Source organism: Candidatus Merdisoma sp. JLR.KK006 (assembly GCF_036941035.1).
Lineage (GTDB): Bacteria > Bacillota > Clostridia > Lachnospirales > Lachnospiraceae > Laedolimicola.
The window spans coordinates 97,119-109,876 of the sequence record NZ_JAYMNS010000013.1; the positions used below are offsets into that span (position 1 = coordinate 97,119).

The following is a 12,758-nucleotide window of genomic DNA, read 5'->3' on the forward strand; positions in this document are numbered from 1 at the left end:
AAATCAAGGAAACACCCTGCGGGTATCCCTTTATGCACAAAAACATGTGCAAATCAAGGAAAGGAGAAAATATGTCTTTTATTTTACAGACAAACAATCTTACAAAGATCATAGGCGGAAAAGAACTGGTGAGAGATGTAAATCTTCACATGAAAAAAGGCGAGATCTACGGCTTCCTTGGACCCAACGGGGCCGGCAAGACTACGGTAATGAAAATGCTTGCCAACCTGTGGAAGCCCACAAAAGGAACCATAGCGATCTTTGGAGAAGCCCTCACTCCACGGTCTTATGAGGTATTAAAGCGCATAGGAAGCATCATTGAGTTTCCTACCTTTTACGAGCATATGACAGGGTATGAAAACCTGAAGCTCCATTGCGAGTATATGGGCTACTATCATCATGGAAGCATCAGAAATGCCCTGGATCTGCTGGATTTGACAGATGCGGCGGCAAAGCCCGTGAAAAATTATTCCCTGGGTATGAAAGAACGCCTGGGAATTGCAAGAGCCATTCTTACGAAGCCGGAGCTTCTGATTCTGGACGAGCCCGCAAACGGGCTTGACCCGGCAGGCATGAAGCAGATTCGGGATCTGCTTAAGAAGCTGTGCACGGAATATGGAACTACCATTATGATATCCACCCACATTCTGTCTGAGATCGAAACCATCGCTGACACTATCGGCCTTATTCATCAAGGGCGGATGATAAAGGAAATCGGTATGAAAGAAATCGAGAAAATGAGTCTGGCATATATCGAACTGTCGGTGCAAAGGCCCAAGCAGGCGGCTTACGTGCTTTCTGAAAAGCTTGGCCTTGCAAACTTTCGGATTGACGGGGACGGGCAGATTCGCATTTATGACAGCCATATTTCCTCACAGGAGCTATTAAAGGCTTTCACTTCAAATGAAGTAGAAGTAACCGCACTTGGAAAAAAAAGCGAGACTTTGGAAGACTATTTTCTGAAAATGACAGGGGAGGCGGCAGCTCATGTTAAAATTAATTAAACTGGAATGGAAGAAAAACCATATTGGAAAATACATAAGAAACGCAGTCCTTTTGGCCGGAATTCTCTGCCTGTTTCTTTTTGCCCTTGCCTACCTTGGAATTGCCAATGACCCGGAACTGGGCGTGCCGGATACGGCCCCGGGCATGGGAAACATGTCCTCATCCATTGAACTGCTCACAAGCATGTCATTCCTCGTCTTTACCAGTGCCATGTTGTCTTCCTTTATAGTAAGCGCATATCAGAACAAAACAATGAATTTAATGTTTTCCTATCCCATCAAACGGCAGAAAATTCTTATTTCCCAGATGCTTGCGGTCTGGATCTTTAGCTTTGGGGCATTGACGCTGACAAAGCTGGTGATTTACGGTTGTATGCGGATAGGCAGCCGGTACATGGTATCGGCATTCCCCATTGACTATGATATGGCAAGTCCGGGGTTTTACATGCAGCTTATTGTGAAATCCGTCGTTATTGTTACCATGAGCTTTATTTCCCTTTTTGTGGGGCTGAAAATGAGATCCTCGAAAGCTGCCGTTATTACGTCATTTTTGCTTATCTTTCTGACACAGGCAAATATCGGCGATCTGACCATGAGGAACAATGCCGTATTTCCTGTGATATTGACCATAATTTCACTGGTATTTGCATTTTTTTCGACTTACAGAGCAGAGATGAAAGATTTGATGTGATGCTTGTTTGTCTGCAAATTTTCACGAATTACTATTTTTAAATCTTGACTGTTAAAATAGGCCGTATTATACTTTTGTAAACAAAAGCCAAAAAGGAGTTGTATCATTATGTTCAATTTGTTTGGAAAAAAGGAAAGTTCCCCAAAGGATCGTCTGGCAGAGTGCCAGCGCAAGCATGATTGGGCAGGACTTGCGAGAGCCTATTACCAGTTAGGCGTGGATGCCTTGAATGAAGGAGATCTGAACAAAGCCAATCTGTGGCTTCATCGGGCGGATACCATCTACAGCGCCAGAGATGAGGTTTACAAAAAAGTCGGAGAAGAGCTTGTGGACGACTGCTCCGAGCGTATCGGAGAATTGGAGGATGCCCCTCTTTTATATAATGATGTGCCTGCCCTGATAGAGGAAAAATCCGAGGGGCTGCGGTATGAAAAGGTGCGGGTGTGGGGCCTGCTGTCTCTGGCAAGGCTGGTAAGATTAGGTGAACAGTTAGCTTCCCTGCCCGGCTGTGAGGCGCTTGGAAAGCTTGGATGGGCAGTGGATACCGTACTAAAGTCCTTTCAGGGGCCCCTTACAAAAGAAGAGTTTCAGGGGCTTCGTGATCTGGGCAGTGCACTCTATCAGTTGGGAGATGATCCGGCTTTCTGGGGAATGGGCAGTGAGATTCCCGTATCCGGCGGTGCGCCTTTCCAGGTTTTTGACTTTAACGGACTGATGGGAATTCATCTGGAGATAGATGCCTATCTGGACAGTCATCTTGGAATGCTCTGTGCCCTTGCGGACGAGGAAGAGCCGCCTGCTCCGGAGACAGGAATCATTGCAGGCGCTCTTATGCCGGATTACTACATTCGAACCGGCATGGGCAAGCCGGAGGAAAATCCCCGGATTCAGGCTGAGCTTCAGCGAATCTGGAGCGACTATGAGTTTGCAGGATCTGACATTACCTGGGAGATGATAGGGGCAAGGGTTGCGGAGTATAAGAAATTGGATATTTTGGCGTAGGAATTTTCAAAAGGTGATTTTACGATTCTGCTTTTGATAATTGTAAAATTGAAAAATGTAGTGGAAGCATAGCTTTCGTTATTAAAAAGCGTGTTTCTGTGGCAGTTAAATAGCATTTGCATAAGAGGGTGTAAGGTCTTTTGGAGGATGAAAGATATTGCACCCTCTTAATTTTAGCAGAAGTAAGGCCGGAATCGGGGAAAATTAGGAGTGCAGCTAAGTATATTTAACATGGGAAGAGCCAGTGAAAATTGTTCTTGTAATTATCAAATTATCATACAAGTGTCAACGATGTTACGTTCACGGTCATGGTGTTTACAGTAACCCAACGATTACTTGACACATACCGTAGAAAAATTTAACTTGCTATTTGAGAGCATTTCATGTATACTGACCTCATCAAAGGATTCTAAGAAATTTTCGGACGTTTCTGTCAGAAAAATCCAAAAGATGACAACTAATTTTAGGAAGAAGAAAGATATTGTATCAATTAGGGAAATCTTTTATAATGAAAGTAATCATACTGTTGTCAGAATCTTTCTTCTTGGGAGATATCTTATGGGTATCCCTTTATGCACAAAGACCATGTGCAGAGCTAAGGAAACACCCTGCGGGTATCCCTTTATGCACAAAAACCATGTGCAAATTAAGGAAACACCCTGCGGGTATCCCTTTATGTACAAAAACCATGTGCAAATTAAGGAAAGGAGAAAGCAGTATGAGTGATGAGACATTTTTAATGAAACCAAAGGTGGATTTCTGCTTCAAGGAGCTGATGGAGGACGCAGAGATCCGTAGAGGATTTATTTCTGCATTGTTGGGGGTGAAGCCTGATGAGATTGAGGGGACAGAACTTCTTCCTACTCATTTAAGGAGGGAACACGAGGAAGATAAGCTGGGGATTTTGGATATCCGGGTTTACATTTATGATAGGACAAAGGGCGGGGACAGTTCCTTGAATGAAAGAATCCAGATGGATTTAGAGATTCAGCTTGCACCTTTTTCTTTATGGCCGGAACGTTCCGTATTCTATCTGGCTAAAATGTTTACAGGGGAGATTAAAAAGGGAGAAAGCTATGATGTGCTGCAGAAATGCATCCATGTAGGGATTCTGGATTTTCTTCTTTTCCCGGAGGATGAGGAATTCTATTCCCGTTTCCATCTCTGGGAGGATAACAGGCGGCGGATGTATACGGATAAGCTGGAGATACATATTCTGGAGCTTCCCAAGCTTAAAGAGAGGAACTATCCGGAAACCGAGGTTTTGAACTGGGCCCGTTTTTTCAATGCAGAGCATAAGGAGGAATTTGAGATGGCAGCAGAAGCAAGTCCATATATCGAAAGAGCCTATGAGAGATTGACGCAGCTTAGTGGGGATGAGATGAAACGTTTGGAATATGAAGCCCGTGAAAAGGCCATCCGTGACCACAATTATCTGATGAAATATAATCTGGAGCTGGGAATGAAGAAAGGCATGGAGGAAGGGCGGAAAAAGGGGCTGGAAGAAGGTCTGGAGGAAGGAAAGAAAGAAGGTCGTAGAGAGGGTATAGAGCAAGGGGCTAAAGCATTAATAGAAATCTGTCAGAGCAGTTCTTTTTCAAAAGAGGATACATTGACCGGGCTGATTGAAAAGCTTTCCATTTCCAAAGACGAAGCAGAACAATATTTAAAAAGGTACTGGAGACTTGAATCATAATCACATTCCGTTCTTATAACAGGACAGAGCTGACAAACAAAAGGCTCCCTATGGATACAAAAAAGATATATTCCCATGGCAAAATAAGCTTATGGACGGAAAGGATGGGAAAGCTTTGGAGCATAATATCGGACATAGGCTTTTAATTGTGGAGGATGACTGCCTGATGGCAGAAGGAGCAGCAGATTATTTTATCAGCAAGGGCTGGGAGGCGGATGTGGCTGAAGATGGGGAACTGGCACTGGAGCTTTTGGAGCAAAAAAGCTACCACCTGATTCTCTTGGATGTCATGATGCCGGGAATGAACGGCTTTTCCGTATGCCGCAAGATCCGCAGAAACAGCGATGTGCCCATAATATTCATCACGGCCCGGGTATTGGAGGAGGATAAGCTCAATGGCTATTCCTTAGGAGCGGACGACTACGTCACAAAGCCGTTCTCACTTCCTGTGCTCCACGCCAAAGCCATGGCATTGATTGGAAGAATCCAGGGAAACAGTCAGATCCTTAAGGCGGGAAAATTGAGCGTAGATGTGAAAAGCCACAAGGTATGGAACCGGGACAGACTTTTGAAGCTGCCCCCAAAGGAATACGAGATGCTGATATTCTTTCTTGAGAATCCCGGAAGAATCTACAGCAGAGAACAGCTTTTAATCCGCTTCTGGGGCTATGATTTTGACGGAAATGAGAGAGTTGTAGACAATCACATCAAAAAGCTTCGAAAAGTCATAGGCGACTGCGGCTGTACCATAAAAACCGTTCGAAAATCAGGATATCGAATGGAGGTAGAAGCTTGAAAGTAAAAATGAGTAAAAAAAGACGCCGGCTGATGAAGCCTGTAGTGGCAGGATTTGCTGCGGTATATCTGATGATTATGCTGCTTTCCACCTATCTGGTAAAGCTGCAGTTTGAAAATGACTATGAGGATACCCTAAAAGAAACTTTGTCAAATGTACAGCAAAGCATCTATGCTCAGGAGTATGATCCGCCCGACACATGGGATGACACGGCAAAGCAGATCTGGTATCAATCTATTACAAACGCTTACCTTTACCCGGGTGAAGAATTTATAAAGCTTTCCTTTGCTGTTTATGATGAGGAGGGAGAACTTCTTGCAAAGAGCGAGAATACCATCGGAACCGCTATGACTCCTATGGATCAGATTTTTTCTCAGGATGATAAAGAAGCTCTGGCAGGATATGAGGGTGAAAACGGTGAATTATATAATAAACTGGAACCGCCCAAATATGAAATATTAGCCAGAGAAGGGAGCGAGGGTAATCCTTACGAGATTGCTGTCTGGGAACTTGTTTGGAAAAAGAGAGAACAGCTGGAAAAGAAAGACAGCTATGTACACATCTATAACATGAGCCCTTATACCGATTATTTTGGAGAGGTTTATTATCCTGATATTGAGAATCCGCCATTGGTCTGGTATGAGACTGATAGAAAACAAGTATGGAATCGTACTATAGAAGAAATAGATACCGATCATCTTCTCGAATTCAGCCATGCAAATTTAAGCTTACCCTATATTAATTTGGGATATAAAAACTGGGAGCAATGGGACAAAAGCCTCTTTTTACATGGCTTTCCGGAAAAAACGGATCTTTCGGGGTGGGACTATGGCAGTCCGGCTGCCGGAAGCTCATCCTGGTTGTTTCGCAAGTCAACCATTATACGGCTTGCCCCTAATCCGGAGAGCAATTTTAACCGCTATATTGAAGCCCATATGGAAAGCTATCCATGGCTTGCTGCTATGGATTATATGAAATACCTCTATATAGCAGGTTTTGTGCTGATTCTTGTATGCATGATAAAGATTATCTATTCCGCCAATAAGCTCTACGATCAGCAGGAAGCATTGGAGGAAACCAGAAGAGACTTTATCAACGCCATAGCCCATGAGCTTAAAACGCCTCTGGGAATTATCCGGAATTTTGCGGAAAATCTGCTGGAACATAACATGGAAGAAAAACGGGAATATTACCTTATGCAGATTGTGGGCCAGACGGAGGAGATGGATCGCCTGGCAGGTGAAATGATCTTCATATCCCGGATGGACTCGGAAAAGCTGGTGCTCCAAAGAGAAAATCTGTCCATAGGAGATCTGATAGAGGAACAGCTTACCCGCCTAAAGCCCTTGATAGAAGAAAAGCAGCTGCAGGTGGAAATACAAAAAGAACAGGACTTTCAGGTAGAGGGTGACAGGGATTACATGTCCAGAGCCGTTTGGAATCTTTTAGCCAATGCAACTGATTACAATATACCGGAGGGCAAAATCCTTATTACCTTAAATGAGAAAGCATGTACCATTGAAAATACAGGCACGCCCTTAAGCGAAGAGCAGTTAAACCATGGATTTGACCTCTTCTACAGCCAGGATAAGAGCCGTTCCGCCAAGGAGGGGAAGCATATGGGGCTGGGGCTGTATTTGGCAAAAAAGATATTGGAAAAGCATGCTCTTGAAATTACTTTGGAGAATACAAAGAGAGGGGTACAGGTGGTAATTTCAGGGGAGTCAATACGGTAATGAAGCCCAGGCTCCCTCCCTGATAACAAGGTAGGTATCATCCTCTCTGATAAAAAAAGTAAAAGCCCCGTGAAGTCCTTGTTTTCAGGTTTGCATATATATGATAAAATGTAGTTACTGTTCGATGTATCACAGTTGTGTCAGAGTCAAAAGTAAGAATATGATGTGACATGAGATTTACATTACAAACTGCTATATATGGATGAGATTTAGAAAAGAGAGGGAACGGCAATGGACAGGATTCAAAAAGCAGCCTATAGCGATATTTCACAGGTGGCTCAGATTTATGAACATATTTTAGATAAGGAGGAGCAGGGCGAGACTACAATCGGCTGGATTCGGGGTGTATATCCCACGAAGAGGACAGCACTTGAGGCTCTTGAAGCAGGAGAGCTGTTTGTGATGCTTCAGGATGAAACCGTAGTTGCAGCAGCTAAGATCAACCAGAGCCAGGTTCCGGAATATAAATATGCCTCTTGGAAATATCCGGATGCACCAGAGGATCAGGTAATGGTTTTACATACTCTCGTGGTAGATCCGGCCTTTTCAGGAAAGGGATATGGAACTGAATTTGTAAGCTTTTATGAGGAGTATGCGTTAAAGCATCATTGTCATTATCTGCGTATGGATACCAACGCCCGTAATCTGGCGGCTCGCAGGCTGTACAAGCATCTGGGCTACAGGGAAGCGGGGATTGTTTCCTGCATATTTAACGGGATTCCGGATGTTCAACTGGTATGTCTTGAAAAACTGCTGAAGTAATTAGGCCGTACGGATTCTTTATAAGGAGCAGGAGATGAAACAAAAACCACTGATAAAGGTAATTATATGTATTATATTGGGAGCTCTGCTCTACTTGATTGTGGGATCCACAGCTCCTTTTCTGCATTTTCCGGAAATCACTTCGGAGACAATGGCAGACTTTGATACGGCCGCCTTTCGGCGGGGCGTCCCCGGGGTTGACAGGGCAGCGATCCTTGAGACAAATGAAAGTGCCTGGGAGGAACGAATCCGCCTGCTTTCAAAGGCACAGAAGCGAGTGATTCTTTCCACCTTTGACATGCGTCCTGACGAGAGTACAAAAGATATTTTGGCCATATTACTTGCCAGGGCGGAGAAAGGCGTTCAGGTTCGGATTCTGGTAGACGGATTCAGCGGCGCCATACGAATGGAGGGACAGGAGTTGTTCTATGCCCTTTCCTCCCATCCAAATGTGGAGATCCGCATTTACAATCCTTTAAATCCTTTATTACCCTGGAAGCTTCAGGGACGGATGCACGATAAATATGTTATTGTGGATGACAGGGCTTACATTCTTGGAGGCCGCAATACGTTTGACTATTTTATCGGCAATTATACGGACAAAAATGTGAGCCGTGATCGGGAAGTTCTTATTTTTAATACGGAGCCAGGAAGCGGGGAAACCTCGATTCATGAGTTGGCGGCTTATTTTGAAAGCGTCTGGAACCTGGAAGTGTGCAAGCCTTTCCATAATACGGAAGGTTTGGCAGAGAAAGCGAAAGTACGAGAGCAGAGAACAATGCTGGCTGCCCGTTATGAACAGCTTTTGAATGACTATCCTCAGCTTTTTGATGAAAGCTGGGATTACCAGGAACATACATATGCGGCAGGAAGCATTCATTTAATCTCTAATCCTACGGAAATTTACGCCAAGGAGCCGGTGGTTTTTTGTAAGCTGACAGAGCTGATGAAAGGAGCCAGGGAACGAATCATAATTCAATCTCCCTATGTGGTTTGCAATGATTATATGTGCGAGCAGCTTTCCCTGTTAAAAGAAGCGGTTCCCAATACAAGGATTCTTTTAAATTCCGTAGAAAACGGCGATAATTTTGTGGCTTCCAGCGATTATATTCGAAACAAAAAGAAGATCATTGCCACAGGGATTCCCTTATATGAATATGACGGAGGAATCTCCAATCATGGAAAAAGCATTTTGATTGATGATGATTTATCCATTATCGGATCCTACAACATGGATTTGCGAAGCTCTTATCTGGACACGGAATTGATGCTGGTGATTGAAAGCAAAGAGCTGAGTCAGGAGTTGGAGGGTTATATGAATGAAATGGCGGCAGACAGCCGAATGGTACTCCCAGACGGTTCCTATGAGGTGCCTGACCACATAACGGTAGAAAAGGTTCCCCTTTGGAAACGTATGGCATGGGGGATTGTCGGCTTTCTTTTACAGCCTTTCCGTATGCTGATCTGATGGGGAAGGCAACTTACAGGAGCATTAACAAATGAATAAAAAGAATTTATTTCATTTTATACTTGGCTTGATTTTTATTGCCATCCTGGTTCTTGAGTCACATTTTCATGGTATTAATTCATTGCTGATGAAACATTTGGATTCGGCTGCAAAAGATTATTTTGGAGAAGAGACGGAACTTATGGACATGAATAAAAGCATGTATACTTACCGTACCTATAGTGTTCATGAGCCTGAAAGGGAGGTCTGTTTTTGGACCGTACGAAAAAACTTCCGGGAAAATAATCTGTCAGAGCAGCTAATGAAAATAGATGCCTTTGATTTTTGGTCGCATAAGGATCGGAATGTCTTATTCGCAAGTCCTTATGAGTCTTGGGCAGGCATAGAGAAAGCAGCTTTGGAAGAAGCGGCGGAAACGGCAGCAGACGCAAGGGCTCTTCCAATGTATTTAAGCTTTTCTATTGCTTCCAAAGAAGAGCTTTTCACATGTGCCGCTGAAATTGAGGAATGGATGATTTATGCTCTGGAGGATAACAGATACCTTTTGACGGGGGATTCCAAAGAAGGAGTTTGGAAATCACCTCTGCATGAATTTCAGGTTTGCATAGAGGATAGAAGCTTTTGGATAGATTTCTCAAATATCTGGATTGGAAAAGACGTACCTTATAATTTTACGGAAGCATTGACAGAACTGATGGAACAAAAATATGACGAGCTTTTTCCGCCGGCATTTGAGAATGAAGCTTCAGCAGAAATCAGCAAGCCGGAAAAATTGGAAAGTGGAAATTGATTTTCAAGATGAGAATCATGGATGCATTGCGGGAATTTATAGTGATATGGAAGTCAATCAATATAAGAAAAATATCTATGTCACGGAGGATGGGGGAAAAACTTTTGTTTTAACAGGGGAGGGACAGCCTCGATAAATAGTATTTGTATCAGAGGGTGTAAAATCTTTTGGAGAATGAAAGAAGTTACACCCTTTTATTTTAGAAGAAGTAAGACTGGAATTAGGAGAAATTAGGAGTGCAGTCGTGTATACTGACCTCATCAAAGAATTCAAAGAAATTTCGGACATTTCTGTCAGAAAAATCCAGAAGATAACAAGTAATTTTAAGAGCTGATTTTAGGAAGAAGAAAGATATTGTATCAATTAGGGAAATCTTTTATAATGGGAGTAATCATACTGTTGTCAGTATGCTTCTGCCTACTCATATAAGGCGAGAACATAAAGAGGATAAGCTGGAGATACATATTCTGGAGCTTCCTAAGCTTAAAGAGAGGAACTATCCGGAAACCGAGGTTTTGAACTGGGCCCGTTTTTTCAATGCAGAGCATAAGGAGGAATTTGAGATGGCGGCAGAAGCAAGTCCATATATCGAAAGAGCCTATGAGAGGTTGACGCAGCTTAGTGGGGATGAGATGAAGCGTTTGGAATACGAAGCCCGTGAAAAGGCTATCCGTGACCACAATTATCTGATGAAATATAATCTGGAGCTGGGGATGAAGAAAGGCATGGAGGAAGGTCGGAAAAAGGGGTTGGAAGAAGGGCGAAGAGAAGGTATAGAGCAAGGGGCTAAAGCATTACAGGATAGAACTGACAAACAAAAGACTTCCTATGGATACAAAAAAGATATAGATAAGGAGACCGGCTATGAATTACGATTTTGACAAACGAATCGATCGCAGAGGGACAAACTCCCTGAAATGGAATGTACCGAAAGAAGAGCTTCCCATGTGGGTGGCGGATATGGACTTTGAGACGGCTCCGGAGATTCAAAAAGCCATTATGGAGCGGGCAGCCCATGGTGTATTCGGATATTCCATCGTTTCCAAGGAGTGGAACAGCGCCTATGTGAGCTGGTGGGAGCGCCGCCATAGCTTTCATATGGAGCCGGACTGGCTGCTTTTTTGCAGCGGAGTGATCCCGGCTGTTTCCGGTGTCATAGGCAGACTGATGAAAGAGGATGAGAAGATCCTGATCCAGCCGCCGGTTTACAATGGTTTTTATCATGTAATAAAGAGAAGCAAAAAAGCACTTGTGGAAAATCCATTGGTGTATAACGGAAAATCATATGAGATGGATTATGCGGATCTGGAACAAAAGCTTGCGGATCCCAAGGTTTCCCTTATGCTGCTGTGCAATCCCCAGAATCCGTCCGGACGGATTTGGACGAAGGAAGAGCTTCTGCAGGTTGGAGAACTGTGTGCAAAATATCATGTAACCGTTGTTTCGGATGAAATCCACTGTGACATTACGGATCCAGGCTGCCGCTATACGCCTTTTGCATCAGTCTCGGATGCCTGTCGGGATAACAGTATCACCTGCATTGCCCCTACCAAGACCTTCAATCTGGCAGGGCTTAAAACTGCGGCTGTGGTAATTTCGAATAAAGAGCTTCGAAAACAGGTGCAAAAAGGCATTCAGGCCAATGAAGCCTCTGAACCGGATTCATTTTCTGTGGAAGCGGCAATTGCGGCATTTACCAGAGGGGAACCCTGGCTGGAGGCTTTGCGAGCATATATTTGGGAAAATAAAAAATGTGTGGAGGATTTTCTAAAAAAAGAGCTTCCTTGGGTGCATATGATTTCCGGGAAAGCCTCTTACCTTGTATGGCTGGAATATTCCGCATTAGACAGAATCCATTCATCCCAAAACCTGGAGCAAGATGAGATGCCGGCTGAAACGAAGGAGAGGGAAGAGAATAACAGAAACTTTGCCGGCTTTTTGAGGAAACATGCCGGATTGTATCTGATGGATGGAAGAGAATACGGCGAAAATGGCAGCTCTTTCCTGCGGATGAATATCGGCTGTCCCAGAAGCTATGTAACAGAAGGACTTACCCGTTTAAAAAAGGGCGCGGAGCTATTTAAAAGCATGAATGAAATGAGAGATTGAGATGAAAAAGACACTCAAGCGCTGTGTTCTGGCGCTGTTGCTTCCAGGTATGTTAAACTTCATATTATTATCTGACGCAGCCAATCAGAGAATGGCCGCATCACAGGTGCCTCTTGTTATTCGGATTGGGCTTTTGATTACCCTTGCGGTATGCTTTGGTTTGCTCTACCTTGGACTTCTTGTTATGCCGGCTTTTGATTCCGTGAAAACGGGCCTGCGGGTTCGGATGATGCTTGGAGGGCGAAGCCTGGTGTACGAAGGGCTCTATTCAATAGGGGCCCAGACAGCGGTTTTTGTCATCTTTTACATACATAAGGCAGGCCCTTATGACTTTAGCAATGGGATTCTAATTGCAAATGGAATTTTAGCGGTTGCGGGCGCTTTTCTGCTGATTGGAGTGGGAGCGCTGCGGATTTTCTGTACCTCCCGCCGGCTGAGCATTGGAAGACGTGTGGTGATGCTCCTTACCATGTGGATTCCGCTGGTGAATCTCTTTGTGCTCCTTTATGCATGCCGTCTGGTCTACGAGGAATACGATTTTGAACGGGAAAAGGTATTACTTCGGGAGCTGCGGGTGGATTCGGAGCTTTGCAGGACCCGTTATCCCCTGCTGATGGTTCACGGAGTTGGTTTTCGGGATCTAAGATATTTCAACTACTGGGGCCGGATTCCGGCGGAGCTTAGGCGAAACGGCGCTGTTATCT

12 protein-coding genes and 1 pseudogene are annotated in these 12,758 nt (G+C 44.1%); all 13 read left to right on the top strand.

The annotated features are described in order from the left end of the window. The first annotated feature begins 71 nt into the window (after positions 1 to 71). On the top strand, positions 72 to 1,004 hold the full coding sequence (locus tag VSQ61_RS11935; RefSeq protein ID WP_334344649.1) for an ABC transporter ATP-binding protein: 933 nt from the start codon (positions 72 to 74) through the stop codon (positions 1,002 to 1,004). Next, complete coding sequence (locus VSQ61_RS11940; protein ID WP_334344650.1) at positions 988 to 1,695, top strand: ABC transporter permease; 708 nt, start codon at positions 988 to 990, stop codon at positions 1,693 to 1,695. The genes VSQ61_RS11935 and VSQ61_RS11940 overlap by 17 nt, the downstream gene beginning before the upstream one ends. Positions 1,696 to 1,803: 108 nt before the next feature. Then, positions 1,804 to 2,697: a hypothetical protein gene (locus tag VSQ61_RS11945; RefSeq protein WP_334344651.1), complete on the top strand. Its 894-nt coding sequence runs from the start codon at positions 1,804 to 1,806 to the stop codon at positions 2,695 to 2,697. Between the two features lie 718 nt (positions 2,698 to 3,415). Next, positions 3,416 to 4,393 (top strand): Rpn family recombination-promoting nuclease/putative transposase, encoded by a 978-nt coding sequence (locus VSQ61_RS11950; RefSeq protein WP_334344652.1) that lies wholly within the window; start codon positions 3,416 to 3,418, stop codon positions 4,391 to 4,393. Positions 4,394 to 4,484: 91 nt separating this feature from the next. After that, positions 4,485 to 5,189: a response regulator transcription factor gene (locus VSQ61_RS11955; protein WP_334344653.1), complete on the top strand. Its 705-nt coding sequence runs from the start codon at positions 4,485 to 4,487 to the stop codon at positions 5,187 to 5,189. Continuing rightward, the gene (locus VSQ61_RS11960; RefSeq protein ID WP_334344654.1) at positions 5,186 to 6,925 is read left to right on the top strand and encodes a sensor histidine kinase; all 1,740 of its coding nucleotides are present in this window, start codon (positions 5,186 to 5,188) and stop codon (positions 6,923 to 6,925) included. The genes VSQ61_RS11955 and VSQ61_RS11960 overlap by 4 nt, the downstream gene beginning before the upstream one ends. 231 nt (positions 6,926 to 7,156) lie before the next feature. After that, the gene (locus VSQ61_RS11965) at positions 7,157 to 7,687 is read left to right on the top strand and encodes a GNAT family N-acetyltransferase (RefSeq protein WP_334344655.1); all 531 of its coding nucleotides are present in this window, start codon (positions 7,157 to 7,159) and stop codon (positions 7,685 to 7,687) included. A 34-nt stretch (positions 7,688 to 7,721) separates the two neighbouring features. Beyond that, positions 7,722 to 9,155 carry a phospholipase D-like domain-containing protein gene (locus VSQ61_RS11970; protein WP_334344656.1) on the top strand — a complete coding sequence of 478 codons (1,434 nt, stop codon included), beginning with the start codon at positions 7,722 to 7,724 and terminating at the stop codon, positions 9,153 to 9,155. A gap of 31 nt (positions 9,156 to 9,186) precedes the next feature. Next, positions 9,187 to 9,945 carry a hypothetical protein gene (locus tag VSQ61_RS11975; protein ID WP_334344657.1) on the top strand — a complete coding sequence of 253 codons (759 nt, stop codon included), beginning with the start codon at positions 9,187 to 9,189 and terminating at the stop codon, positions 9,943 to 9,945. Next, positions 9,935 to 10,081 carry a hypothetical protein gene (locus VSQ61_RS11980; protein WP_334344658.1) on the top strand — a complete coding sequence of 49 codons (147 nt, stop codon included), beginning with the start codon at positions 9,935 to 9,937 and terminating at the stop codon, positions 10,079 to 10,081. The genes VSQ61_RS11975 and VSQ61_RS11980 overlap by 11 nt, the downstream gene beginning before the upstream one ends. A 271-nt stretch (positions 10,082 to 10,352) precedes the next feature. Next, positions 10,353 to 10,826 (top strand): PD-(D/E)XK nuclease family transposase, encoded by a 474-nt coding sequence (locus VSQ61_RS11985; RefSeq protein ID WP_334344659.1) that lies wholly within the window; start codon positions 10,353 to 10,355, stop codon positions 10,824 to 10,826. Continuing rightward, positions 10,810 to 12,054: a MalY/PatB family protein gene (locus tag VSQ61_RS11990; RefSeq protein ID WP_334344660.1), complete on the top strand. Its 1,245-nt coding sequence runs from the start codon at positions 10,810 to 10,812 to the stop codon at positions 12,052 to 12,054. Before VSQ61_RS11985 ends, VSQ61_RS11990 begins: the two co-directional genes overlap by 17 nt. 1 nt (position 12,055) lies before the next feature. Beyond that, positions 12,056 to 12,758, top strand: a pseudogene (locus VSQ61_RS11995) (triacylglycerol lipase); the annotation flags it as partial.

Coding starts and splice junctions, on each gene's coding strand:
- VSQ61_RS11935 (WP_334344649.1), top strand. CDS start 72: ATGTCTTTTATTTTACAGACAAACAATCTTACAAAGATCATAGGCGGA.
- VSQ61_RS11940 (WP_334344650.1), top strand. CDS start 988: ATGTTAAAATTAATTAAACTGGAATGGAAGAAAAACCATATTGGAAAA.
- VSQ61_RS11945 (WP_334344651.1), top strand. CDS start 1,804: ATGTTCAATTTGTTTGGAAAAAAGGAAAGTTCCCCAAAGGATCGTCTG.
- VSQ61_RS11950 (WP_334344652.1), top strand. CDS start 3,416: ATGAGTGATGAGACATTTTTAATGAAACCAAAGGTGGATTTCTGCTTC.
- VSQ61_RS11955 (WP_334344653.1), top strand. CDS start 4,485: ATGGACGGAAAGGATGGGAAAGCTTTGGAGCATAATATCGGACATAGG.
- VSQ61_RS11965 (WP_334344655.1), top strand. CDS start 7,157: ATGGACAGGATTCAAAAAGCAGCCTATAGCGATATTTCACAGGTGGCT.
- VSQ61_RS11970 (WP_334344656.1), top strand. CDS start 7,722: ATGAAACAAAAACCACTGATAAAGGTAATTATATGTATTATATTGGGA.
- VSQ61_RS11975 (WP_334344657.1), top strand. CDS start 9,187: ATGAATAAAAAGAATTTATTTCATTTTATACTTGGCTTGATTTTTATT.
- VSQ61_RS11985 (WP_334344659.1), top strand. CDS start 10,353: ATGCTTCTGCCTACTCATATAAGGCGAGAACATAAAGAGGATAAGCTG.
- VSQ61_RS11990 (WP_334344660.1), top strand. CDS start 10,810: ATGAATTACGATTTTGACAAACGAATCGATCGCAGAGGGACAAACTCC.